A 24,957-nucleotide genomic window follows, 5' to 3' on the forward strand; every position below is an offset into this window, starting at 1 on the left:
TTATTGCTTTTAGACATAAGAACAAAAGAACATATTTTTTCTTATGTGTTATTTTTATGTTTATATTCTCTGAATTTTCTTTTTATTTCGATACGTTCACCACCAAAGTTTATTAATAAGCCGTGGTCTGTATCGGTAGCGGTTAAGTAGTTTACTAATTGTGTTTCGTGTATAGGAAGAAGATGCTGTACCGCTTTAAGTTCAATGATTATTTCTCCTTCTACGATTATGTCAGCTCTAAATTCTCCTACAATTTCATTCTTGTAATATACATTAATAGGAGTTTCTGTATCTGCATGAATACCTTTTTCTTTTAATTCTATTATCAATGCTTTCTGATAAACATTCTCAAGAAAACCTGCTGCAAGGTGTGTTCTTACATCATAAGCACATTGAATAATAGTTTTTATCAAACTTTCTATTTCCATATTCCTTCTTTTGTTCTTATGTTCTTTTGTCTAAAAAACAAAATAATATGTCTCTTTCGTATGCATAGGAGGATACTCCTGCTTGTTGTGGTCGTTGAGTTGAATTTGTTGTTCCATAAATTATTTCAATAACTTTTTATTTTTGATATCTTCTAGTATGCTCATTTGTTGAATTGCTATTTGATTTAATTTGATAAGTCTGTCTTTGGGTGTCAAACCTTCATTTATGAAAACGGCATTTAAATTTTCCATGTTTGATAAGCAGATAAGTTCATTGATTGAGGCATAATCACGAATATTACCTTTTAAATTAGGGTGTGTATCACGCCATTCTAAGGCAGTCATTCCAAACATAGCTACATTAAGGATATCAGCTTCGCTGGCATAAATCATGGATGCTTGCTGTGGAGTGATTTCTTGAGGGATAAGATGCTGCTTGATTGCATCAGTATGAATATGATAATTAATTTTAGATAGTTCTCGTTTTGCTGACCAACCAATTTGAGCTTGCTCTTGCTCTTTGAGACGTTGGAATTCTTTTACTATATATAACTCAAATTCAACAGAAATCCAACTTGCAAATTTGAAAGCAATATCTTTGTGAGCAAAAGTGCCGCCATATCTTCCGGATTTGGATATGAGTCCAATAGCACAGGTCGTTTCTATCCATTTTTGAGGAGAAAGAGTGAATGCATTTAAACCTGCTTCTTTTCTAAACCCCTCGAATTCGAGGGGTTTAAAATGGGGGTTATATAATATTTCCCATAATCCTAGATATTCAATAGTCATTCTATTACGTAGCCAGTTGGCAATAACAGTATTAGCATCTGTTGTCTTGTATTTAGCTATGTCGGTTAAAGAAATATAATCTGTATCGTTGATCTTTAAGATAGTAACGTCTGTGGTCTGAACTGTAATCTTTGCCATATTCTGATTTTTCAGTAAAGGTAAAGTTATATTTGGGAATAAAGAAACGTATATCACTTTTTATTCAAGGTATGTTAAACTCACTTCTAATATATAGGCATAAAAAAAGGAGCAACGCCTTGCTCCAACCTTTGTTAACCTTAAATCTAATACTATGAAAAACACATTGCAAAGATACGGACTATTGGAAAATTAGCAAATAATCCAAGTAAAATAGCATGTTATATAACATAGATTAAGAAAAACATCTTTCGTCTTAACGGTTATTCGATATTTTGGGCGTCTATGTATGGAGTTTTTTTTATCTTTGTGCAAAATATCATATTACTAATACTTAATATAAACATGGATAAAAGAAGATTAAGCCAATGGATGTTATTGGCTGTTGTTTGCTTGAGTTTCTCAATAGGAGAAAGCTATGCACAGAAAAATGATTTTGGAAATTTAGCTCGTTATTCAAAACAAAATGCTGCACTTCCAAAGGCGACGAAGAAAGACAAACGAGTTATTTTTATGGGAAATTCCATTACGGAGGGCTGGGTACGTACTCATCCGGACTTTTTCAAATCAAACGGTTATATCGGCCGTGGAATCAGTGGGCAGACTTCTTACCAATTCTTGTTGCGTTTTCGGGAAGATGTGATTAATCTTTCTCCTGCTTTAGTGGTGATTAATGCCGGAACCAATGATGTCGCCGAAAATACACAAACTTATAATGAAGATTATACATTTGGAAATATCGTTTCTATGACAGAATTGGCAAAAGCAAATAAGATAAAAGTGATTCTGACTTCCGTATTGCCTGCCGCTGCATTTAAATGGAGAATGGAAATAAAAAATGTTCCACAGAAAATTAAATCTTTAAATGATCGGATAGAGGCTTATGCAAAAGCTAATAAAATTCCGTTTGTTAATTATTATAAGGCAATGGTGGATGAAAATCAGGCCTTGAATCCCCAATATACTAAAGATGGAGTTCATCCGACAGGCGAGGGGTATGATATTATGGAGCCATTGATAAAAGCTGCTATTGAGAAAGCACTCTAAGGTTTATTGATGTAAATTTTGAAATATAAATGCTGTCTGATAATCAAGTTAGGCAGCATTTATTGTGAATGTGCACTTCTAATGGATATAGTTGTTGAAAAGGTTTTAGATGACGTATAGACATAAAAAAAGGAGCAACGCCTTGCTCCAACCTTTGTTAACCTTAAATCTAATACTATGAAAAACACATTGCAAAGATACGGAGTTTTGGCAACTTTGCAAATTATAAGCTGCTAATTGGTGTTTTTATAACACTAATTAATAGATTAAATCCTGTGTTACAGGTTTGTTAAGAGTTTTATCCTTTGGCAATTCTCATGTAATATATGAAGAGTGGGAGTTTTTACCCCCATTTCTCTTTCATCAAATCTTCCAGTTTCAACAACTCGTCACGGTATTGTGCAGCTTCAATAAATTCGAGTTTCTTGGCTGCTTCCTGCATCAGTTTGCGAGTACGTTCGATACTCTTTTCCATTTGCGCTTTACTCATATACTGCACTACCGGATCTGCTGCAATGTTCGGAGTAGAAGGTTCTACATAAGCATGTCTTTCTTTTAGCAGTTCATCCGCCTCTTTTGCATTACCGAATACCGACAAGTTTCTGGCCTTTTTAATCTGTTGAGGAGTAATTCCGTTTGCTTCATTGTATGCCAACTGTTTTTCCCGGCGGCGATTGGTTTCGTCAATCGTCAGTTTCATACTATCCGTCATCCTGTCCGCATACATGATTACCTTGCCGTTTACATTACGGGCAGCACGTCCTGCGGTTTGCGTCAGTGAACGGTGGGAGCGGAGGAATCCTTCTTTGTCAGCATCAAGAATAGCAACGAGCGACACTTCCGGAAGATCGAGTCCTTCACGAAGCAGATTGACTCCGATAAGCACATCATAGATTCCTTGCCGGAGATCATCCATAATCTTCACACGTTCCAATGTATCGACATCACTATGGATATAGTTACATCTTACATTATTATTAAGAAGATACTCTGCCAGTTCTTCTGCCATTCGTTTGGTTAGTGTGGTGACGAGTACGCGTTCTTCCTTTTCAATGCGGAGCTGGATTTCTTCCATTAAGTCGTCAATCTGATTAAGGCTCGGGCGCACTTCGATGACAGGATCAAGCAGTCCTGTAGGACGAATCACCTGCTCTACGACGATACCTTCAGACTGAATCAATTCATAATCTGCCGGTGTGGCACTGACATAAATTACCTGTTTCGCCATTTCCTGAAACTCTTCGAATTTCAACGGACGGTTGTCCATAGCCGCAGGCAATCGGAAACCATATTCTACCAGATTGATTTTACGTGCACGGTCTCCTCCGTACATCGCACGGATTTGAGGTACACTTACGTGGCTTTCGTCAATGACAATCAGAAAATCATCCGGGAAGAAATCGAGCAGACAATAAGGACGGGTACCGGCAGCACGACCGTCGAAATAACGGGAATAATTCTCAATTCCGGAGCAATGCCCTAACTCCCGTATCATTTCCATATCGTAAGTCACCCGTTCATATAGTCGTTTGGCTTCATATTCTTTACCGATAGACTCGAAGAATGCCACTTGTTTGGTCAGATCATCTTCTATTTCGTGGATAGCACGGAGAGTAGCCTCTTTGGTCGTCATGAACAGGTTGGCCGGATAAATCTTATAGGCGTCAAATGGTGCGATAGTGACTCCTGTAATCGGGTCTACCTCTTCTATACCATCAATCTCATCTCCCCAGAAGGTGACACGGAGCAGATTGTCGGTATAAGCCAGATAGATATCCACGGTATCACCTTTAACGCGGAAATTTCCACGGTTCAGGTCGATATCATTACGGACATACAAACTGTCTACCAGACGACGTAAAAAGACATTGCGGTCCATCATCCGTCCCCGTTCTATTTCAATGACATTTTTGTAGAAGTCCGAAGGATTTCCCATACCGTAGATACAAGAAACGGAAGAAACCACTACCACGTCTTTTCGTCCGGAGAGTAGGGCAGAAGTAGCCGCGAGTCGAAGCTTGTCGATTTCGTCATTGATGGCAAGATCTTTCTCTATATAAGTATCACTGCTCGGGAGATAGGCCTCCGGCTGATAATAGTCATAGTAAGAAACGTAATATTCTACCGCATTATTGGGGAAGAAACCTTTAAACTCACTATAGAGCTGGGCAGCCAATGTCTTGTTATGGCTCAAAATCAACGTAGGTTTGTTGATATTGGCGATCACATTGGCAATGGTAAATGTTTTTCCCGATCCGGTCACTCCCAATAAAGTCTGTGCGGGAACTCCCTGAAGTACCCCTTCAGTCAGTTGTGCTATCGCTTCCGGCTGATCCCCGGTAGGTTTGTAAGCTGATGTTAGTTCATAATTCATAGTTAAATCCTAAAAAGTGGAGCAATATTCGGTAAAATAATCGAGATAACAAATCATTTTTCCAAATAAATCCTTTACTTTGCAACATATTAATATCAAAAAACAGATTCATACAACTAGTAATACCAGAAACATAATGATTTGGAATGAGAGCATTGAGTGTATGGACCGCGAAAGTCTTCGCAAGATTCAAAGCATACGACTCAAGAAAATTGTAGATTACGTCTATCACAACACTCCTTTCTATCGAAAGAAGATGCAGGAAATGGGAATAACCCCCGATGATATCAATAGTATCGATGATATTGTAAAACTGCCGTTTACCACGAAACATGATTTAAGAGATAATTATCCGTTCGGACTTTGTGCCGTGCCGATGAGCCAGATTGTACGTATTCATGCCTCTTCCGGAACGACCGGAAAGCCGACGGTTGTCGGATATACCCGTAAGGACTTGGCCTCTTGGGCGGAATGTATATCACGCGCTTTTACCGCTTACGGAGCGGGCCGTTCTGATATTTTTCAGGTATCATACGGATACGGACTGTTTACGGGCGGACTGGGAGCACATGCCGGAGCCGAGAATATCGGTGCTTCTGTTATTCCGATGTCCAGTGGCAACACTGAAAAACAGATTGCCTTGATGCATGATTTCGGATCGACAGTGCTTTGTTGCACCCCTTCTTATGCGCTTTACCTGGCAGATGCAATCAAAGATTCCGGTTTGCCACGTGAAGAATTTCAACTGAAAGTCGGTGCGTTCGGTGCGGAGCCCTGGACGGAAAATATGCGTCATGAAATTGAAGAGAAACTGGGAATCAAAGCATACGATATTTATGGGTTGAGTGAGATTGCCGGACCGGGTGTCGGTTACGAGTGCGAATGTCAGAACGGCACTCACTTGAATGAAGACCATTATTTCCCGGAAATTATCGATCCGAATACTTTGCAACCGGTTGAGCCGGGACAAATGGGCGAACTGGTGTTTACCCACCTCACCAAAGAGGGGATGCCATTGCTCCGTTACCGTACGCGTGATTTGACTGCTTTGCATCATGATAAATGTTCTTGCGGTCGTACATTAGTACGTATGGATCGTATTTTGGGACGCAGTGATGATATGTTGATTATCCGTGGTGTAAACGTATTCCCGACACAGATTGAATCCGTTATCCTTGAAATGGCAGAATTTGAACCGCATTATTTGTTGATAGTGGGTCGTGAAAATAATACCGATACGATGGAGCTCCAGGTTGAAGTACGTCCGGAATTCTATTCTGATGAGATCAACAAAATGCTGGCTTTGAAGAAAAAGCTGGGAGGACGTTTGCAAAGCGTACTTGGATTGGGAGTCAACGTGAAATTGGTAGAGCCTCGCAGCATTGAGCGTAGCGTAGGTAAAGCAAAACGTGTGATTGATAACAGAAAAATATAAATAAGTATTAGGTATTAAGTATTAAGTATTAACCATGCGGGTGATCTTGGAACTACGGTAATACTTGTTGCCTAATACCTAATGCTTGTTACTTAATACTTATTACTTAATACTTTAATAAATATGGTAGCAAAACAACTTTCTATCTTTTTGGAAAATAAGTCAGGCCGTTTGACGGAAGTGACTGAAGTGCTGGCGAAAGAAAATATCAATCTTTCTGCCTTGTGCATTGCCGAAAATGCTGATTTTGGTATTTTGCGTGGAATTGTATCCGATCCGGATAGAGCATACAAAGCTTTAAAAGATAATCATTTTGCAGTGAATGTGACTGATGTAGTAGGTATAAGCTGTCCCAATATACCGGGTGCTTTGGCAAAAGTGCTGGGATATTTATCAGACGAGGGTGTATTTATTGAATATATGTATTCGTTTGCCAATAACAATATTGCAAATGTGGTAATTCGCCCTAGCAATCTGGATAAATGTATCGAGGTATTGAAAGAAAAGAAAGTCGATCTGCTGGCTGCAAGTGATTTGTACAAGCTGTAGATATAGCAGTAAACGATAAACAGGGAACGGTAAATAGCTGTGTTGTCTTTGAATGGGGTAACACATTTGTTTGCCGTTTTCTGCTATAAAAAATAGTGACGCTATCCCGGGCATATACCGTCACTATTTTTTTTCTGCCTTATAACAAGTTTTTTTCTGTCTTATAACAAGGAATCTGACGTTTGTTCGTCAGGTTTATGTCAATCATGATTTCTGTGTGATTCGTTTATTACCTGCCGTTTACAGTTTGGTGTTTGCAATTCGACGTCATTTTCTCTCCTTTTGTCGATGTTTAACGCCTTTTATGTATTAAAAAACACAGATTAATTGCTAAATTCCCAGCGAATAAGTAACTTTGCGCATTATTTTTAAATAGGATGAAGAAAAATATCATTATAACTTTGCTTGCGGCGGCTACTCTGACATCATGTGGAGAGTACAATAAATTGCTGAAAAGCACCGATTACGAATACAAGTACGAAGCCGCCAAAAACTATTTTGCGAAGGGACAGTATAATCGTTCAGCTACGTTGCTGAATGAGTTGATAACCATTCTGAAAGGAACCGATAAAGCGGAAGAGTCTTTGTATATGTTGGGAATGAGTTATTATAATCAGAAAGATTATCAGACAGCTGCCCAGACATTTATCACCTATTTCAATACGTATCCCCGTGGCACTTTTACCGAACTAGCACGTTTTCATGCAGGTAAAGCTTTATTCCTGGATACCCCGGAACCACGTTTGGATCAATCAAGCACTTATCAGGCTATCCAGCAGTTGCAGATGTTCATGGAATATTTCCCGAACAGCACAAAGAAGCAGGAAGCACAGGATATGATTTTTGCTTTGCAGGATAAGCTGGTTTTGAAAGAACTTTATTCTGCAAGATTATATTATAATCTGGGTAATTATTTAGGCAATAACTATGAGTCTTGTGTAATCACAGCTCAAAATGCACTGAAAGATTATCCTTATACTGACTATCGTGAAGAACTTTCTATCTTGATTCTGCGTGCAAGACACGAAATGGCTATCTATAGTGTAGAAGACAAGAAGATGGATCGTTATCGCGAAACAGTGGACGAATATTATGCTTTCAAGAATGAATTTCCTGAAAGTAAATATTTGAAAGAAGCCGAGAAAATATTCAATGAATCACAGAAAGTAATTAAAGACTAAATTTAAATAGATTTATGGACTACAAAAAAACGAATGCTCCTGCTACAACAGTAACCCGTGACATGATGGAACTCTGTGCTGATACAGGTAATGTTTACGAAACTGTTGCCATTATTGGCAAGCGTGCTAATCAGATCAGTGTAGAAATCAAAAACGATCTTTCAAAGAAATTGGCAGAGTTTGCCTCTTACAATGACAACTTGGAAGAAGTGTTTGAAAATAGAGAGCAAATCGAAATTTCTCGTTATTATGAGAAATTGCCGAAACCGGACTTGATTGCTACGCAAGAATACATCGAAGGGAAAATATATTATAGAAATCCGGCTAAGGAGAAAGAAAAACTTCAGTAATTTATTTTCTGACGAAGAATTTGATAGTCAAGTAGTAAGTGGGATGATTATCCCTACTCCTTATTGCTTGGCTATTATTGTTTAACTCAACTACTTTAGAATACTTATGATTCAACGAATTCAAACTGTTTATTTATTGATTGTTGCAGGATTACTGATTACAGCTATGTGTATGCCGATAGGTTACTTCATTGATACAATGGGCGAACATCCTTTTAAGGCATTAGGATTGGAAATAAACGACGCTTTTCAGTCTACATGGGGGTTATTCGGGATTCTGATGCTTAGTACTATCGTTGCCGTGGCTACCATTTTTTTATATAAGAACCGTATGTTGCAGATTCGCATGACGATTTTCAATAGCTTGTTGTTGGTCGGTTATTACATTGCTGCCCTTGCTTTTTATTTTGCGTTGAAGAATGATGCAAATATGTTCCGGGTAGGTTGGGCATTGTGTTTACCACTTATTTCCATCATTCTGAATATATTGGCTGTTCGTGCTATTGGACGCGATGAGGTGATGGTAAAGGCTGCGGATAGATTGAGATAAGACTTTTCCCTATATCTGGGTAATTCGTTAATATGATTAATGAAAAGCATCGCTTTATAAGAGTTAAAGCGGTGCTTTTTGCTCTCTAAAGCTATGCTTTAGCATCCCTAAAACGGTGCATTTACTGAATATCCCTGTTTTAAAGATACAAATAAGGCAACTAATTCATTGCGAGTTAGTTGCCTTATTTATTTAAAGAGTATCCCTAAAGCGATGCTTTGTAGATATTCAAGCTCCTTCTCTCGAAAGGGAGGAGGGAGAGGATTTTATTTCTTCAAGTCAAATAGGTACGTGAGCTTTATGGTAATTGTTCCATGCGCTGCACGGGCGAAATAGTCTTTCTTTGTGGTGCTGTAAAAGTCGGACAGCGCAAAATAGTAACGGCCTTCAACGATGAAGCTGCCGGCTTTCTTTGTTCGGAGTTCTACACCGCCGCCACCGGCAATACCGTAGTCGAATTTATTCTGAATCTTAACTCCGTATACGGCTTTCTGTGTATTGGATAAGGTGTTCATATCAATACCTTTTATTGTTTCCGATTCGCTTATCAGAAAGCTGATTTGAGGACCTGCATGAACAAAGAATTGTAATCCTCTGTCTCGTCCGAAAGCAAGATGGGCTAGAAAAGGAATATCAATATAGGTCATTTTGCGGGTATAAGTTTTGCTCGGATCCTTCGAGGTGACTTCATATCCGTTATCGTCCAATGATACCGTTTCAAACAATTGGTCCCAACCCCTTTGTGATACATTCAATTCGACTTGTGCACCACAAATCATGGCAAAATACTTCTCGGATATATAACGTGCCGTCAACCCTCCGGTAATTCCCATCAAGCTATTTTGCTTGATGCTGGGAGTGAAAGAAACACTGTTTAAGTTGACACCTCCATTGACACCTACTGATAAATTGCTGCGTGCTTCTCCAATTTGGGCAGTGGCAGGAAGAGCAAATCCCGTAAGTAGGAGTGTTGCAATCAAAAATGGTTTTATCTTTATCATTTTCGTATTATTCGAAGTCAAGTTTTACTAATTCAAAATTCTTAGTGAAACGTATGAAGAACACTTTTTTATTAATAAATCCTCCCCAGTTGTTCACGCGCTGGAATTTGAATCCTGTCTGGATTGGCGTCAGGTTCATCTTAGGCAGATTGTTTTCCAATTCCGAGCCATAGAGCGATAATCCCTTCAAGAAGAAGAAACCGGTGTCGAAGCCAAGCATTGCGTAATTGGGGTATTTGCTTGCCAAATCTTTACTATACCATTTATGATAAGCGTTGGTGAATTGCACGGCTGCCGGAAACAATGTATTCGTATAGAATGAAGAGTAGAAATATACATCCAACTCAAAGAAATTTTCCAGATGATCTCTGGTGTAAGTCTGCCATTCCGGGTAGCCGAACAGGTGAATTTTTTCTGCAGGATTCTCTCTGACTAACAACGTCAGTTGAGGAAGTACCTTAATCAGTAAAACATTACTGCCCGATGTCGGGATAAAAATGTTTTCTTTATCACTGCGAAGTGTTGCTTTCAATGTTTCTTTAGTTGCGCTTTCGCTGACGGTTCTCATAGGAATTCCTTTGCTCTTCAACTCTTGTTTCAAGCCGCTGATAAATTCCGCTTTCTCCTTGTCAGCACTCGACGGTTCGATGAAAATAACGTTCGCATTAGGGAATTGGCGGGTGAAATGCTCATAAACCTCTGAATATAAATAAGATTGAGGCGTATTAATCTGATAAATAGCAGGATTTTTGAATACCTCTTCTCCTTTTTGAGAGAAAGGGATCACCAGGCGTATATCGTTTTTCTCCGCGAAGTCTGACAATGGTTTTATTTGATTCTGATGCATCGGACCGATGATGATATTCATACTCTTCATCTCGTTTTTGGCAAGAATCGTATTTAATGTAGAAATGTCTTTTCCACTGTCATATACATATAAATCAAGAGAAACGCCCGTACGTTTCAGACTGTCTACTGCCATCAGGAAACCTTCGTAATATTCCACCATGCGTTTGTCTTCCTGGAAAGGCAACAACAAGGCAGCCTTAATGGTAGACAGTTTTTGGGGCGTCTCCTTATTTTTGCGAAAAAGCTCGCTATTGCTGGGAGGAACAGTGTATGGATCTTCCTTCTGTGTAGGTTGTACGGTGGTTGCTGCCGGGTAGGGGATGCAAAGGAATTGTCCCTTTTTCATGCCCTTTTTCAGTTCCGGGTTAGCGTCAATCAACTCCTGCTCGCTGATTCCGTATTCACGGCTCACGCTGAATATAGTCTCTTTGCGCTTTACCTTATGCATATCTTTGCATCTCGGAACGACAGGACCTTGAATAGTCGATTGTTCAGTAGGCGTTTGAACTACGGCGTCAGTTTGTTCTTCTTTTTTCTGCGGAATCAGAATAACTTGTCCGATACGGAAATTCTCGGCACTCAAACCTGGGTTTGCTTCACAAATATCTTTGGCGGACACATTATACATCGTTGTCAGTTTGTACAATGTTTCTCCGGCTTGGATCGTATGGAATGTTTCTCCCTTCTGGCTTTCTTTCCCGGTAGGGATTTTGATGGTCTGTCCGGCATAGATTTTTTCGTCACAACCAGGATTCAGACGTATGATGTCTGACGTAGTGACATTATACATCTTGGAAATAGAGTATAAACTTTGTCCTTTTTCGATGGTATGCAAGAAATAAGATTGGTTTTCCTGTGCATAACTGATAGCGTATGAAACGCTTATAAAAAGCAGAAATAAGAATATTCGGTTTATCGGTTTCATCAAATTATAACTATTGGTTCTTGAAATCAAGGAACAAAGGTACAAATAATGCCCTATATCTTCATAAGATTTGAGTTAAGAAAATAATATTGTGCTTTTTTAGGAGCATATTTCGGGCGGAAACATTAATTTTGCAACATTTATGGAAGGATATGAATATGCAGGAAACAGAATATATTAATGTGTACGGTGCGCGCGTGCACAATTTGAAGGATATTGATGCCGAGATTCCCCGTAATAGCTTGACTGTTATCACCGGATTGAGCGGTAGTGGAAAATCTTCTTTAGCCTTCGATACGATTTTTGCCGAAGGACAGCGCCGCTATATCGAAACTTTTTCAGCCTATGCCCGCAATTTCCTGGGCAATCTGGAACGTCCGGATGTCGATAAAATAACAGGCTTGAGTCCGGTTATCTCCATTGAACAGAAAACAACGAATAAAAATCCCCGTTCTACCGTAGGAACAACTACCGAGATCTACGATTATCTCCGTTTGTTGTATGCCCGTGCGGGAATCGCTTATTCGTATCTGTCGGGGGAAGAAATGGTGAAATACACCGAAGAGCAGATTCTGGATTTGATTCTGAAAGATTATAAAGGAAAGAAAATATATTTGCTGGCGCCATTGGTGCGTTCACGTAAAGGACATTATAGAGAACTTTTTGAACAGATACGTAAAAAAGGATATTTATATGTACGAGTAGACGGAGAAGTGCGTGAAATCACGCATGGTATGAAGCTCGACCGTTATAAGAACCACGATGTGGAAGTGGTTATCGATAAATTAGTGGTTGCAGAGAAAGACGACCGGCGTCTGAAACAGAGTGTGGCAACTGCTATGCGTCAGGGAGACGGGCTGATGATGATTTTGGATGCCCAGTCCGAAAGTATCCGGCATTATAGTAAGCGGCTCATGTGTCCTGTCACCGGGTTGTCTTATCGTGAACCTGCTCCGCATAACTTCTCATTCAATTCACCGCAAGGCGCATGTCCGAAGTGTAAAGGGTTGGGAGTAGTCAATCAGATTGACGTGGACAAAGTGATTCCCGATCGTGAACTTTCCATTTACGAAGGTGCGATAGCTCCTTTGGGAAAATATAAGAATGCGATGATTTTCTGGCAAATCGGTGCTTTGCTTGAGAAGTACGATGTAACGTTGAAAACACCGGTTAAGGAGTTGCCGGACGATGCGATTGATGAAGTGTTGTATGGCTCTGACGAACGGATTAAAATCAAGAGTTCGCTGATCGGCACTTCATCCGATTACTTTGTTACCTATGAAGGAGTGGTGAAGTATATTCAGATGTTGCAGGAGAAAGATGCTTCTGCGACAGCGCAGAAATGGGCGGAACAATTTGCCAAAACAACGGTTTGTCCTGAATGTAAAGGGGCTCGCCTGAATAAGGAAGCTCTGCATTTCCGCATCCACGATAAGAATATTAATGAATTGGCAAACATGGACATCAACGAGCTGTATGACTGGTTGATGAAGGTAGATGAGTTCCTTTCCGATAAGCAGAAGAAAATATCAGTGGAGATTCTGAAAGAGATTCGTACACGTTTAAAGTTCCTGCTGGATGTCGGTTTGGATTATCTGGCGTTGAACCGTAGTTCTGTCAGCCTTTCCGGTGGTGAGAGCCAGCGTATCCGTTTGGCTACACAAATTGGTTCTCAATTGGTGAATGTGCTTTATATTCTCGACGAGCCGAGTATCGGTCTGCATCAGCGTGATAATTTACGTCTTATCAACTCCTTGAAAGAACTCTGTGACATGGGAAACTCCGTGATTGTGGTGGAACATGATAAGGATATGATGCTGGCTGCCGACTATGTTATCGATATGGGACCGAAAGCCGGACGTCTCGGTGGAGAGGTTGTTTTTGCAGGAACTCCCCAGGAGATGCTGAAGACCGATACGATGACTTCGCAATACCTGAATGGAAAGATGAAGATAGAAATCCCCGCCAAGCGTAGAAAAGGAAACGGGAAATCTATCTGGCTGAAAGGAGCGAAAGGGAATAACCTGAAGAATGTTGACGTGGAGTTTCCGTTAGGTAAACTAATTTGTGTGACAGGTGTATCAGGAAGCGGGAAATCTACTTTGATTAATGAAACTCTGCAACCGATTCTATCGCAGAAGTTCTACCGTTCTTTGCAGGATCCTTTGGAATACGATTCGATTGAAGGATTGGAAAACATCGATAAGGTAGTGAATGTCGATCAATCACCTTTGGGACGTACGCCACGTTCCAATCCAGCTACCTATACTGGTGTGTTTTCTGATATTCGTAATCTGTTTGTAGGTCTTCCGGAAGCTAAGATTCGCGGTTACAAGCCGGGACGTTTTTCCTTTAATGTTTCAGGCGGACGTTGTGAAGCCTGTACGGGAAATGGTTATAAGACAATTGAAATGAATTTCCTTCCTGATGTATATGTGCCTTGTGAAGTATGTCACGGCAAACGTTATAACCGGGAAACACTGGAAGTACGTTTCAAAGGAAAGTCGATTGCCGATGTATTGGATATGACAATCAACCGTGCCGTAGAATTCTTTGAAAACGTTCCGCAAATCTTGAATAAGATAAAAGTATTGCAGGATGTCGGACTCGGATATATAAAGTTGGGACAATCTTCTACCACTCTTTCCGGTGGAGAAAGCCAGCGTGTGAAACTGGCAACGGAACTGTCGAAAAGAGATACAGGCAAGACCCTTTACATCCTTGATGAACCGACTACCGGACTTCATTTTGAAGATATCCGCGTACTGATGGGAGTACTGAATAAGCTTGTGGATAAAGGGAATACGGTTATCGTCATCGAACACAATCTGGATGTGATTAAAATGGCGGATTATATTATCGATATGGGCCCTGAAGGGGGGAAGGGCGGGGGAGAACTCCTTAGTTACGGAACACCGGAAGAGGTTGCGAAGAGCCCTAAGGGATATACACCTAAGTTTCTTCGCGAAGAGCTGGAGCTCTAATTTGAAATATAGAGTGAGGGCGTTCCCCCAATAAAGTCAACTATCTCTAATCATATTAATTAAGGCGCGGATTACATGGTTTTTATTTAATTAGAGCCGTGTAATCCGTGCCTTAATAAAAGTCATAGAGGACTTTGTCTCCCACTAATTCTTTATTTATCAGATATAGAAAGTATAAATACAACGAAAATGAAAATCAATAAAACAAATGCCGCACGGCTGTTAGATAAGGCTAAGATAGCCTATGAACTGATTCCCTACGAAGTGGATGAAAACGACTTAAGTGCTGTTCATGTAGCAGCAGATTTAGGAGAAAACATTGATCAAGTGTTTAAAACTCTTGTCCTGCATGGCGATAAAAGCGGATATTTTGTCTGTATCATTCCGGGAGAACATGAAGTTGACTTGAAACTGGCAGCTAAAGCATCGGGTAATAAGAAGTGCGATTTGATTCCCGTAAAAGAACTTCTGCCACTTACCGGATATATCCGGGGAGGGTGTTCGCCTATCGGCATGAAGAAACATTTTCCCACTTATATTCATGAAACCAGCCGGGAATTTCCGTATATTTATGTAAGTGCCGGTGTGCGGGGACTTCAGATAAAAATAGCTCCGGAAGATTTGATTCGTGAATCCAGAGCAGAAATTTGTCGTTTATTTGAGGAGTAGTTTAACAAATCATTGTGCAAAAACTCAAGAAAAAGTATATATTTGCAAGAAATATTTATTTAAATCAATCATTTATTAATTCTAAAAACTTATATCTATGTTCAGTAAACACCCTAAAGGTCTGATTGCTGCAGCTTTAGCTAATATGGGAGAGCGTTTTGGCTTCTATATTATGATGGCGATTTTGACATTGTTTATTTCAGCGAAATTTGGATTGTCCGAGACAACTACCGGATACATTTATTCCGCGTTCTATGCTTCCATTTATATTTTAGCTTTGGCGGGAGGTGTTATTGCTGATAAGACGAAAAATTTTAAAGGCACTATTTTAGTAGGGCTGATATTAATGGCTATCGGTTATTTGATTATTGCCATTCCTACTCCGACCCCTGTTCCTAGTATGGCTCTTTACTTGGGATTAACTTGTTTCGGACTTTTGGTGATTGCTTTTGGTAATGGTTTATTTAAAGGAAATCTGCAGGCTTTGGTAGGCCAGATGTATGATGACCCTAAATATTCAAACCTACGTGATGCCGGTTTCCAGATATTTTATATGTTTATCAATATTGGAGCTGTTTTTGCACCGTTTATTGCTATTGGTGTGCGCAACTGGTGGTTGAAGGTGAACAACTTTGATTATGATGCCACTTTACCTGAATTGTGCCATCAATATTTAGAAAAAGGAAATGATATGGCTCCACAGGCAATGGAGAATCTGACAACTTTGGCTAAGAGTGTTGTTCTTGATGGGACTCCTGTAACAGATATGGGTATGTTTGTTAATAACTACCTTGATGTGTTTAACCGTGGTTTTCAGTATGCTTTTATGGCTGCTATTGGTGCTATGCTTGTTTCGCTGATTATTTATATGGCAAATAAGAAACGCTTCCCGGATCCTGCGACTAAATTGGAAACCAGTAAAGGTACTGCGACTGTGAATAAGAAAGAAATCCAAATGAGCGCTACTGAAATCAAACAACGTATCTATGCTTTGTTTGCAGTATTCGGTGTTGTTATTTTCTTCTGGTTATCTTTCCACCAGAATGGTTATTCTTTGACTTATTTTGCCCGTGACTATGTGGATTTGAGTGTTATTAATATCGACTTAGGTTTTACGCAGATCAAGGGAGCTGAAATATTCCAGAGCGTTAATCCGTTCTTCGTTGTATTCCTGACTCCATTTATCATGTGGATGTTCGGCTCAATGAAAAAGAATGGTAAAGAACCTTCTACCCCGATGAAGATTGCCATCGGTATGGGTATTGCCGCATTAGCGTATGTATTCTTGATGGTATTCTCCTTTACATTGCCTTCGAAAGAGGTGTTGGGTACTATGAGTGCTGCTGAAATAAATGCTATTCGTGTGACTCCGTGGATTATGATCGGTCTGTATTTCATCCTTACAGTTGCCGAATTGTTCATTTCTCCTCTGGGATTATCGTTTGTATCTAAGGTGGCTCCTCCTCATTTGCAGGGATTAATGCAAGGTTGTTGGTTAGCTGCAACAGCTGTGGGTAATTCACTGCTGTTTATCGGTGGTATTCTTTATACCACTGTTCCTATCTGGGCTTGCTGGTTAGTATTTGTAGGCGCAACAGGTGCTTCTATGATTGTAATGCTTTCAATGGTAAAATGGCTGGAACGCGTAGCGAAATAGAATCCCGTCATTGACTAAATAACAAAATGCCCCGGAACATTCACGATACTTGTTCCGGGACATTTTGGTTTATTAAATATCCAATCCCATAATATAATCATTCATATAATACCCATTGCCAATCGGGAAATCACCTTCCCGTAACTTTCTCATTCCCATGTATTCGTAAAACTGCAAGGCTTTATTATTACGATTCACATTGAGTTCCATCAGACAAGGTTCCGGATGCATCTCTTTGATACATTTGATTGCTTCCTTAAATAAGAAACTGCCGCAATGCGTACCCTGAAAGCGGGGGAGAACATAGATTTTCTGAAGATGGAATACATCTTTTCCCTGTTGCTGCACAGAGACGTATCCGCATGGCTCATTCTCTTTATAGGCGATGGAATACACATGCCCCTCTTCCTCCATTTGCTTGCGCACATTGGAAGGAGCATACATCCAGTCCATCATATAATCCAGTTGTTCAGGAGATAAAATATCCTTGTAGGTGGCGGGGAATACCTCCTTTGCCATCATATGAATAAGCTCGCAATCGGCTACCGTTGCTTTTCGAATTGTAAACATACGTGTTTTCTATTTTATAGTTTAACGGGCACAAATATAGCCATTATTTCTTTTTATAATAAGGTAAGCACTCTCTAATGTTTTAATTATTATTAATTTATAGTACTTTGTAATGCAAGGTACTTAAGTAATGCATATATTTGTGCCATCTAAAAGAAGTGAATAATGAAAGTAGACAATGTAAAATCACAGATGAGGAAAGGCATGCTTGAATATTGCATCATGCTTTTGCTGCACAAAGAGCCTGCTTATGCTTCTGATATTATTCAGAAATTGAAAGAAGCCCAACTGATTGTAGTGGAAGGCACCTTGTATCCGTTGCTGACCCGTCTGAAAAATGACGACCTGTTAAGTTATGAGTGGGTGGAATCTACCCAGGGACCTCCCCGCAAATACTATAAACTCACTGAACAAGGAGAAACCTTTTTGGGAGAACTGGAAATTTCCTGGAAAGAACTTAACGACACAGTGAATCATATAGCCAATAGATAATCCGAAAAAGAAGAAATAAAAATGAAAAAGACATTGACCATAAACTTAGGAGGAATAGTTTATCATATAGATGACGATGCCTACCGACTGTTAGACAATTATCTGTCTAATTTGAAACATTACTTTCGTAAACAGGAGGGTGCGGAAGAAATTGTAGACGATATTGAGATGCGTATTGCCGAACTGTTTGCCGAGAAAGTAACTGAAGGAAAACAGGTCATCACAGTTTCGGATGTAGAAGAAATTATCGCCCGCGTAGGCAAACCGGAAGATTTTGGCATTGCTGACGAGGATACAGATTCACAGAAAAGAACGGAACAAGCATCGTCCGCTAATCAAAGTAATACGCAAACCTCTGCCCAACGTCGCTGGTTCCGTGATCCGGATAATAAATTGTTGGGTGGTGTGGCAGCAGGACTGGCAGCTTACTTCGGTTGGGACATCACATTGGTGCGTATCCTGATGATTATTCTGGTGTTTGTGCCTTATTGTCCGATGATTATCCTTTATATTATCGGATGGCTCGTTATTCCGGAAGCCCGTACCGCCGCAGAAAAGTTAAGTATGCGTGGAGAAGCGGTAACCATTGAGAATATTGGCAAAACAGTGACAGACGGCTTCGAACGGGTAGCAGATGGGGTTAATAATTATGTGAACTCCGGTAAACCTCGTACCTTTCTTCAAAAGATAGGCGATGTATTTGTTTCCATTGCTGCCGTCCTCTTTAAGATATTTCTGGTAGCTCTTGTCATTCTTTGTTGCCCTGTCTTGTTCGTATTGGCTGTCGTATTGGTAGCGTTGGTATTTGCGGCAATTGCCGTGGCAGTCAGTGGAGGAGCTTTACTTTATGAGTTGTTGCCTGCCATCGACTGGATGCCGGTTGCTTCCGTCTCTCCTATGATGACATTATTAGGTACGATTGCCGGAGTTGCCCTCATTGGTATTCCATTAGGAGCTTTTTTGTATACCATCTTGCGCCAGCTATTCCATTGGTCACCAATGGGAACAGGTTTGAAATGGTCGTTACTGATTTTATGGATATTGGGTGCGGTCATTATGGTCATTAATCTTTCTGCTCTTGGCTGGCAACTGCCTCTGTATGGGCTGCACTGCTGTTAACTAAACCTCATTCTATTAAAAAAGGATAATATTTATTCTTTTATAAGTAAATGTACCCCGATAGTGTGTCCGGGGTACATTTTTTGTTTTCCCTTATTCATCGTAAATCGAGATTTTTTAGTAATTCTGGAAAACTTCTGTTAGTACCTTATACAAAGGACTTTGGGATAATTACCCGTTTTTGAGGTAACGACTTGGCAACGGTACAATCTGCTGCGTTCTACCTTGAATTGCTTTCAAGTAACTCGTTTCTGTGTACAAAAATAATAGAATAGTCCGATGCACACAAGGTACATCAAAGAAAAAGTTCGACTATTTGTTTAGTTTGTTTAATCGCATTACAATCGAAGTTTGACTTCTACCCATTTTGTTTGCAATATATTTGACACTCTTACCTTCATTGTGCAGTTTCAATAAAAATTGGTCTGCTCTTCTTGTCCATCTTTTATTGGCGTTAGGGTGCTTTACATAGCTTTCTTCTGACACCTTTTCGGGGTGCAAGAATTCATCCACAAATACAGACGGGAAACGCTTATCGTATAATACAAGCGTTTTTATCTTAGCCCTTGTTATTGCAACATAGAATAATCTTCTTTCTTCTCCGTATGGGAATTGGTCGCTCTTAGTGAGCACATAGTTAAGCACAGGGTCGTCACTCACCTGTGATGGGAAACCGTATGTATCTTTATTGCATTGTAAGAGTATTACATAATTCGCTTCAAGACCTTTTGACTTATGTACGGTTAAAAACTCTATTTTTCGTCCTCCTATCACATAGTAGAATCTATTACCCTCTTTAATTGATTGGTACATAAAAGAGAGGTAGTAATCATCAAAAGAGTAACGCCCCAATAGGAATATTGATTTATCCGATGGAATAGAAGCCACAAGTTGCCCTATCGTATTGCAGTAATCTCGTCTATCATAAGCATAGAATTCCAACTCGGTTCTCATTTCTGAGCTGAACGAATGGATATTCTTTTGTATTTGGGCTTTATTGCGTTGTATAAAGTTCGACGATAAAGAAACCAAAGGCTCTCCAAACCTGTATGTAGTTTCAATCTTGTTTATCTCCGTTGCTCCAAAATATTCGGGGAATTGATTGAATAGAGCCATATCACTTCCCGAAAAACGATAAATAGACTGCCAATCATCACCCACACAATACAACTTTGCAGGAGGATTACCCTCTCGCAATACTTTCAAGAAGTTGTAACGGTCAACAGAAATATCTTGAAACTCATCCACTATGATATAATCATATTCAACAGGGTGTGAAGTACGACATATCTCAGTGGCTTGAAGAATAGCATCGGTAAAATCAATTTGGTCACTATCGCTTAACGCATTTATGTAGTGTTCATATACAGGTTGAAATATATTCTTGATGATAAACACACTTCGTTCATCATCTGCATTTTTGGCTTGTTTCAAAACCTCTTTAACTGATTTACAACTTGATTTTACCAATGTAACGAAAGTAACAACAAGTCGTATAAACGCCTTTTCCTGCTTGCTACCTTTGGGTAGTACTAAATCGTATAACTCCTCATCGGTCTTTTCTTGAATTGGTACACCTGCTTCAGCTAATAGTTTACGGAGTTTATCCCTAATATCAGAATAATGGAAATCTGCACTTGATGTCACTAAAAGTTGTGTACCAAATTTCTCGTGAGCCGCTTTTTTCCAAGTTATACCATCATTGTATTTCTGATTGGCTTCTTCGTAGGTTATACCCTTGTCTTTTGCGAACCAAGCAGGAACAAGCCCGTGTTCATCAACTCCGAAATGTTCAAGATAGATGCGTTTGGTTACTCCTCCTTGCTTAAAATATATTGAGAAGTCGGGACGATATTGTGAGTGCATCTCATCTGCTAATTGATGTTCGTATGGTTCTTCATATCTGAATTTCACTCCCAGCGAGGACAAAGCAAAGCATATTTTTTGTTCTTGTTCACTTCTCACATATATGGCTCTGCCGTCCATATCGGGGAACATCGCCTTTAGCTGCACATTCTTTTGCTCTGATAATTGCTCTCGTCTTTCATTCTTGCGTTGTTCCCAATCGGCTTCATTCGTTTGGTAATCAACAAAGTATTCCACTATACTTTTTTTGAAAGACGATTTATCTAACAATTTGTGATATATATTAACAAACAATGAATCTGTATTGTCGCAAATCGATGGTTTTGTGCCTGTTGTTTTGCCTATAATATCAATGGCTAACTTATGGAATGTGTAACCTTTCAATCCATTGGTCGCCATTCTTTCGGTTAGTTCGGCTGCTGCTTTGTTGGTATAACTGATAAGTAAAATTCTTTCAGGTGCGATACCCTTGATTTCGGTGAGATATTTAACCTTACCGACAATTGAAGAGGTTTTACCACTACCTGCACTGCTGACTACTAAACAATTATCCTCTTCTGAAACTATTGAGCGTCTTTGTTGCTTGTCTAATGGGTATTTTAGGCAATGGTCGAAAAAGTCCCTGTGCGTGTCAAGTAGAAAGGTTATAACACCATCATTATGTTGTTTTACAAGTTTGTTGATTCTTCCAAAGTCGTTAATGAATTTGGATATGGTTTCTGATGGAGTGATGTTAAAGGCTTCAAGTTTCTTCAGAAGTGAATATGCCTCTTGGAAATGTACCTTATAATGATTGATGAAATTTTTTTCTTGCGTTGCGGAGATTACCCTGCCAGAAAAGCCATTATTCAAGTCTGAGGGAATATCTATAAACGCCCTCTCATTAAGAGCCGATAATCTCTCTCTTGCTTGCTCATAATTTGATTTCTCGCTATATGCAGATATATGGTTTAGCTTTTCTGCAAGCTCTTTGGATTTGTTTTTTAGGCGTGTTCGTACCATCGCTATTACAATAACCGAAATAGCAATTATACAAATAACCAAAATAAACGCCCATTGCATATTAAAAAAAAGCAGTTGATAATATTTGCTTTGCATAAAAATTAGCGTACTACGGAAATACGGAATTTATAGCAAAAAATTATTTTCTTTAAAATAATCTATTACATCTTCATCCGAAGTTGCTTCATCTACTGCGTTTAAAATTTTTACGAAGTCCTCAAACTTATCTGTTTCATAACCCCCACAAGTTGTAAATTCTTCATCGCAAAAGAAAATCATTTCTCCCGGAATGGTCATTGAGCCTGCTCCATTAAGACTCCTAAATCTATGGCTTACTGCCCAACCTGTAAATTCTCCTTTGTGATATTTAGCGACATTTTCTTTTAGAAAAGCAAGTTGTTCTGAAAGTTTCTTGGTGTATTTGTTCAAATCAGATTTGGCTTCTTCCTTTTCTTTTTTTGCTCGTGAATACTCTCCACGAGAGTATTGAGAAGAATAACCATTGGGGGCAAAAATATCCATAGAAGATTCTGCTGATTCAATTTTTCTCTCACAGCGATTTATTTTAGATATCAAATTCTTGATTTCATCGCTAATTTTCATAATAGGCTCGATAGTAGTTACATCAATAAACATACTATCAACTCTTGTTGATATTGGCTCATAAGAATCAGGGTGATAGAGATAGTCTTTAAGCGTCTCTTTAACCAATTTCTCAGCTTTTTCCTCGTTAGAGAGTGTACAAGAAGTTATAACTAAAGCGGATAATACTAAAAACTTTTTCATAATCTGTCGTATTATTGGGTTATTTCTCAGGGAATAAACTTGTTAAGGCTCTTCTAATGGCTTGACGGATATCATCAGCTTCTGTTTCGCCTTGTCCTTCTGCTGTACAAGAACATATCATTTCATTAGTTTTTGCAGAGCTAAACTGTATAGTTACTTCTATTGTGTAACCTAAACCTCTATTACGCCTGCCACTCTCACCATAATTGACGATTAGAGTTTCATTAGATAATTCGGGTTTAAGTTCGGGTAATATGATATATCCTTCTTTTATTAGTATTCCTGCTATTACATCACTTGGATTAACACTTTTGGTGGTTGAAGAACCATAGATACCGTATTGCCCACCATATGTACCTCCTGTGCTTGATGTCAATTCCTTTGTTGGGGAAATGTATGCGTATTTATACATTTCAATAGGAGCATTCCTCACTATTACAGGCATTCGAAGTGGTGCACATCCATTCATTAATATAATGGCACAAATAGCTAATAACCATTTTTTTATTACGCTCATACACTACATTTTTTTAATCTCCAGTTCCCAAAGGAATTTAACCTATTAAAGAAGCGTGGAACTGTATGCCACATTCTTTACTTGAAGGTCGTAGGAAACCATAGATGCAGATGTAACAATAGCAGCCCACGCTATATGCGTGAGAACCACTATGCTATCCTTGCATCTAATTGAAAATTTCCTACGTTTTCAAGTACAAGATAAGCATAACGCTTCTTCTTTTTTTCGTATGTCTTGGAAAGAGTTGCCTCAATCCAATACAAAAGTATGAAAAATCCGTGATATACCATTCTACTATCACGGATTTTTTTGATTTACAGTTTCATACTTCTATTCTGTCTTGGCTTCGGTATTCCGATAGCTTCTCTGAACTCATTCATCTTCTTTCTGAACCAGCTCACGTGTGAAACCCCGTCTATCTTGAAATCGAATTTACCGTTTTCATCCTGTTTGATGGAGCAGACGGAATGTCGGGTATCAAAACTTCGGTTAAATTCGGAAGAATAGAGTTCGCCTTTTATCCCGACCTCCTTGAACTCGCACAGTCTTCTGATTATCCCGTCATTAAAGCCCAAACGTTCACGCAGGAAACTTATCACGGGCATCAGCTTCTCCACATACGGAAAGTAGCGTCTGACAAAATCCGCAAACTCCGACAGCTTGCGGTGCTGTTGCTCGTAAGCGTTTCTTATCTCCTGTATCTGCTTGGCTTGTTGCCGTTCCCGTTGTCGGGCTTCGTCTTCAAGTTCAAGGATGCGGTCTTGCAAGTCCTCGTTCCTGCGTTCCAACGATTTCATCTTTCCACTTCCGAAAAGAGAGCCCACACTGCTTGCAAGGGCGGTTGCCGTATCGGTGGCTGCGCTTTTGAGCTTGTCGGTACGGATTTCCGCTTTCACCTGCTTCAGTTCCTCCTGCGCCTTGGCTTTCTTCTCCTGCAACAGTCTGGTTTCAGTTTCGAGGACTTCATTCTTCTTTTTCAAGTCCCTATAATACTGCATGGTGGTGGTGTGCCGTGCTTCCGAACCCCGTACCCCACGCTGCAATCCGTATTTCGCCATCACCCTTGCGTAATTGTCGTGGTAGGCGACCAGGGTCTGGCGGTTGAACAGGTCATCGGCACACAAACGGACGGAATTTGTTTTCTTGCGGTACTTGCGCTTGCCATCAGCCTGTTCTTTCTTGGCTTTGCGCCTTTCACCCGTCACGATGGGAACAACGGCTGCGTGGATGTGCGGAGTCTTCTCGTCCATGTGTAGATGTGCGGCAACCACATTGTCTTTGCCGAATGTGGCTTGCAGCCATTGGATGCTGTCGCTGCACCATTCATCGAGTTCTCCTTTTTCCTGTATGTTCATCATGTCCTCGTGCGTACCCGACAAAACCACCCGAACGACACGGACTTGGTCGTGTGTGATTTTCCGTCTGATGCCTGCCGTGTTCAGCCTGTGGGCAATCGCTTCATCCCTGCCGTGAACGCCATTGGGGTATTCGACAAGCACCCTGTTCAGATGCGTTCTTGTCGGGTCGGCGTTTTTAGGTATTATCTTTCTCTCTATATGGTCGGACTGCGTGGTGTCCGATGTACCCTTTGCTTTCTTTATGTCCAATGAAAAATATCCCATATTATTTCTATTTTTGCGGTTATCGTTATGTCTCTTCTCTCTGCCTGTGACATCGGC

21 protein-coding genes are annotated in these 24,957 nt (G+C 39.9%); 11 read left to right on the forward strand and 10 right to left on the reverse strand.

Features of this window, described 5'->3' with window-relative positions:
• Positions 1–41: 41 nt before the first annotated feature.
• Positions 42–428: a GxxExxY protein gene (locus DW862_RS16475; protein ID WP_120069419.1), complete on the reverse strand. Its 387-nt coding sequence runs from the start codon at positions 426–428 to the stop codon at positions 42–44.
• Between the two features lie 120 nt (positions 429–548).
• Entirely contained in the window at positions 549–1,355 is an 807-nt protein-coding gene (locus DW862_RS16480) for a KilA-N domain-containing protein (protein WP_008022818.1), read from the reverse strand.
• A gap of 345 nt (positions 1,356–1,700) precedes the next feature.
• On the opposite strand from DW862_RS16480, the gene DW862_RS16485 reads away from it, so the two are divergent.
• A complete protein-coding gene (locus DW862_RS16485) occupies positions 1,701–2,402 on the forward strand; it encodes an SGNH/GDSL hydrolase family protein (RefSeq protein WP_165861934.1) in 702 nt (233 codons plus the stop codon).
• Positions 2,403–2,745: 343 nt separating this feature from the next.
• On the opposite strand, the gene uvrB is transcribed toward DW862_RS16485, so the two are convergent.
• On the reverse strand, positions 2,746–4,776 hold the full coding sequence (gene uvrB / locus DW862_RS16490) for an excinuclease ABC subunit UvrB (RefSeq protein ID WP_008643821.1): 2,031 nt from the start codon (positions 4,774–4,776) through the stop codon (positions 2,746–2,748).
• A 136-nt stretch (positions 4,777–4,912) separates the two neighbouring features.
• Between uvrB and DW862_RS16495 the strand changes: the two genes are divergently transcribed.
• The 5 genes from DW862_RS16495 to DW862_RS16515 all read left to right on the forward strand — a co-directional run bounded on the left by DW862_RS16495 (position 4,913) and on the right by DW862_RS16515 (position 8,841).
• Positions 4,913–6,211 (forward strand): phenylacetate--CoA ligase family protein, encoded by a 1,299-nt coding sequence (locus tag DW862_RS16495; RefSeq protein WP_009040511.1) that lies wholly within the window; start codon positions 4,913–4,915, stop codon positions 6,209–6,211.
• A 123-nt stretch (positions 6,212–6,334) separates the two neighbouring features.
• A complete protein-coding gene (locus DW862_RS16500) occupies positions 6,335–6,760 on the forward strand; it encodes an amino acid-binding protein (protein ID WP_004312706.1) in 426 nt (141 codons plus the stop codon).
• Positions 6,761–7,137: 377 nt separating this feature from the next.
• Positions 7,138–7,941 carry an outer membrane protein assembly factor BamD gene (locus DW862_RS16505; protein WP_004312707.1) on the forward strand — a complete coding sequence of 268 codons (804 nt, stop codon included), beginning with the start codon at positions 7,138–7,140 and terminating at the stop codon, positions 7,939–7,941.
• A gap of 14 nt (positions 7,942–7,955) precedes the next feature.
• Entirely contained in the window at positions 7,956–8,291 is a 336-nt protein-coding gene (locus DW862_RS16510; protein ID WP_004299989.1) for a DNA-directed RNA polymerase subunit omega, read from the forward strand.
• 106 nt (positions 8,292–8,397) lie between these two features.
• Positions 8,398–8,841 carry a DUF4293 domain-containing protein gene (locus DW862_RS16515; protein WP_004312708.1) on the forward strand — a complete coding sequence of 148 codons (444 nt, stop codon included), beginning with the start codon at positions 8,398–8,400 and terminating at the stop codon, positions 8,839–8,841.
• Positions 8,842–9,107: 266 nt separating this feature from the next.
• Here DW862_RS16515 and DW862_RS16520 read toward each other — a convergent pair whose 3' ends face one another.
• Positions 9,108–9,842, reverse strand: a complete 735-nt coding sequence (locus DW862_RS16520) for a porin family protein (protein WP_004312709.1) — start codon at positions 9,840–9,842, stop codon at positions 9,108–9,110.
• A gap of 7 nt (positions 9,843–9,849) precedes the next feature.
• Positions 9,850–11,616, reverse strand: a complete 1,767-nt coding sequence (locus DW862_RS16525; RefSeq protein WP_120069422.1) for a LysM peptidoglycan-binding domain-containing protein — start codon at positions 11,614–11,616, stop codon at positions 9,850–9,852.
• A 158-nt stretch (positions 11,617–11,774) separates the two neighbouring features.
• On the opposite strand from DW862_RS16525, the gene uvrA reads away from it, so the two are divergent.
• The 3 genes from uvrA to DW862_RS16540 all read left to right on the forward strand — a co-directional run bounded on the left by uvrA (position 11,775) and on the right by DW862_RS16540 (position 16,926).
• Complete coding sequence (uvrA, locus tag DW862_RS16530; protein ID WP_120069477.1) at positions 11,775–14,600, forward strand: excinuclease ABC subunit UvrA; 2,826 nt, start codon at positions 11,775–11,777, stop codon at positions 14,598–14,600.
• 189 nt (positions 14,601–14,789) lie between these two features.
• The gene (ybaK, locus tag DW862_RS16535) at positions 14,790–15,269 is read left to right on the forward strand and encodes a Cys-tRNA(Pro) deacylase (protein WP_120069425.1); all 480 of its coding nucleotides are present in this window, start codon (positions 14,790–14,792) and stop codon (positions 15,267–15,269) included.
• Positions 15,270–15,366: 97 nt separating this feature from the next.
• The gene (locus DW862_RS16540; protein WP_117683528.1) at positions 15,367–16,926 is read left to right on the forward strand and encodes a peptide MFS transporter; all 1,560 of its coding nucleotides are present in this window, start codon (positions 15,367–15,369) and stop codon (positions 16,924–16,926) included.
• Positions 16,927–16,998: 72 nt separating this feature from the next.
• Here the strand turns inward: DW862_RS16540 and DW862_RS16545 are convergent, their stop codons facing one another.
• A complete protein-coding gene (locus tag DW862_RS16545; protein ID WP_120069429.1) occupies positions 16,999–17,496 on the reverse strand; it encodes a GNAT family N-acetyltransferase in 498 nt (165 codons plus the stop codon).
• Between the two features lie 165 nt (positions 17,497–17,661).
• Here DW862_RS16545 and DW862_RS16550 point away from each other — a divergent pair, with 165 nt between their 5' ends.
• Positions 17,662–17,988 (forward strand): PadR family transcriptional regulator, encoded by a 327-nt coding sequence (locus DW862_RS16550; protein ID WP_004312715.1) that lies wholly within the window; start codon positions 17,662–17,664, stop codon positions 17,986–17,988.
• Between the two features lie 21 nt (positions 17,989–18,009).
• Positions 18,010–19,107 carry a PspC domain-containing protein gene (locus DW862_RS16555; protein WP_008016256.1) on the forward strand — a complete coding sequence of 366 codons (1,098 nt, stop codon included), beginning with the start codon at positions 18,010–18,012 and terminating at the stop codon, positions 19,105–19,107.
• Between the two features lie 312 nt (positions 19,108–19,419).
• Here DW862_RS16555 and DW862_RS16560 read toward each other — a convergent pair whose 3' ends face one another.
• The 4 genes from DW862_RS16560 to mobV all read right to left on the reverse strand — a co-directional run bounded on the left by DW862_RS16560 (position 19,420) and on the right by mobV (position 24,900).
• Positions 19,420–22,035: a UvrD-helicase domain-containing protein gene (locus DW862_RS16560; RefSeq protein WP_014775343.1), complete on the reverse strand. Its 2,616-nt coding sequence runs from the start codon at positions 22,033–22,035 to the stop codon at positions 19,420–19,422.
• Between the two features lie 66 nt (positions 22,036–22,101).
• Positions 22,102–22,761, reverse strand: a complete 660-nt coding sequence (locus DW862_RS16565) for a hypothetical protein (RefSeq protein ID WP_005941197.1) — start codon at positions 22,759–22,761, stop codon at positions 22,102–22,104.
• A gap of 19 nt (positions 22,762–22,780) precedes the next feature.
• Complete coding sequence (locus tag DW862_RS16570; RefSeq protein ID WP_005941195.1) at positions 22,781–23,278, reverse strand: hypothetical protein; 498 nt, start codon at positions 23,276–23,278, stop codon at positions 22,781–22,783.
• A gap of 314 nt (positions 23,279–23,592) precedes the next feature.
• Positions 23,593–24,900: a MobV family relaxase gene (mobV, locus tag DW862_RS16580; RefSeq protein ID WP_014775341.1), complete on the reverse strand. Its 1,308-nt coding sequence runs from the start codon at positions 24,898–24,900 to the stop codon at positions 23,593–23,595.
• Positions 24,901–24,957 lie beyond the last annotated feature (57 nt).

It is taken from the genome of Bacteroides sp. AM37-9 (assembly GCF_003603455.1).
Classification (GTDB): Bacteria; Bacteroidota; Bacteroidia; order Bacteroidales; family Bacteroidaceae; genus Bacteroides; species Bacteroides xylanisolvens.

Bases quoted from the DNA above. Each gene is read 5' to 3' on its own strand.
- DW862_RS16475 (WP_120069419.1), bottom strand. From the start codon at position 428: ATGGAAATAGAAAGTTTGATAAAAACTATTATTCAATGTGCTTATGAT.
- DW862_RS16480 (WP_008022818.1), bottom strand. From the start codon at position 1,355: ATGGCAAAGATTACAGTTCAGACCACAGACGTTACTATCTTAAAGATC.
- DW862_RS16485 (WP_165861934.1), top strand. From the start codon at position 1,701: ATGGATAAAAGAAGATTAAGCCAATGGATGTTATTGGCTGTTGTTTGC.
- uvrB (WP_008643821.1), bottom strand. From the start codon at position 4,776: ATGAATTATGAACTAACATCAGCTTACAAACCTACCGGGGATCAGCCG.
- DW862_RS16495 (WP_009040511.1), top strand. From the start codon at position 4,913: ATGATTTGGAATGAGAGCATTGAGTGTATGGACCGCGAAAGTCTTCGC.
- DW862_RS16500 (WP_004312706.1), top strand. From the start codon at position 6,335: ATGGTAGCAAAACAACTTTCTATCTTTTTGGAAAATAAGTCAGGCCGT.
- DW862_RS16505 (WP_004312707.1), top strand. From the start codon at position 7,138: ATGAAGAAAAATATCATTATAACTTTGCTTGCGGCGGCTACTCTGACA.
- DW862_RS16510 (WP_004299989.1), top strand. From the start codon at position 7,956: ATGGACTACAAAAAAACGAATGCTCCTGCTACAACAGTAACCCGTGAC.
- DW862_RS16515 (WP_004312708.1), top strand. From the start codon at position 8,398: ATGATTCAACGAATTCAAACTGTTTATTTATTGATTGTTGCAGGATTA.
- DW862_RS16520 (WP_004312709.1), bottom strand. From the start codon at position 9,842: ATGATAAAGATAAAACCATTTTTGATTGCAACACTCCTACTTACGGGA.
- DW862_RS16525 (WP_120069422.1), bottom strand. From the start codon at position 11,616: ATGAAACCGATAAACCGAATATTCTTATTTCTGCTTTTTATAAGCGTT.
- uvrA (WP_120069477.1), top strand. From the start codon at position 11,775: ATGCAGGAAACAGAATATATTAATGTGTACGGTGCGCGCGTGCACAAT.
- ybaK (WP_120069425.1), top strand. From the start codon at position 14,790: ATGAAAATCAATAAAACAAATGCCGCACGGCTGTTAGATAAGGCTAAG.
- DW862_RS16540 (WP_117683528.1), top strand. From the start codon at position 15,367: ATGTTCAGTAAACACCCTAAAGGTCTGATTGCTGCAGCTTTAGCTAAT.
- DW862_RS16545 (WP_120069429.1), bottom strand. From the start codon at position 17,496: ATGTTTACAATTCGAAAAGCAACGGTAGCCGATTGCGAGCTTATTCAT.
- DW862_RS16550 (WP_004312715.1), top strand. From the start codon at position 17,662: ATGAAAGTAGACAATGTAAAATCACAGATGAGGAAAGGCATGCTTGAA.
- DW862_RS16555 (WP_008016256.1), top strand. From the start codon at position 18,010: ATGAAAAAGACATTGACCATAAACTTAGGAGGAATAGTTTATCATATA.
- DW862_RS16560 (WP_014775343.1), bottom strand. From the start codon at position 22,035: ATGCAATGGGCGTTTATTTTGGTTATTTGTATAATTGCTATTTCGGTT.
- DW862_RS16565 (WP_005941197.1), bottom strand. From the start codon at position 22,761: ATGAAAAAGTTTTTAGTATTATCCGCTTTAGTTATAACTTCTTGTACA.
- DW862_RS16570 (WP_005941195.1), bottom strand. From the start codon at position 23,278: ATGAGCGTAATAAAAAAATGGTTATTAGCTATTTGTGCCATTATATTA.
- mobV (WP_014775341.1), bottom strand. From the start codon at position 24,900: ATGGGATATTTTTCATTGGACATAAAGAAAGCAAAGGGTACATCGGAC.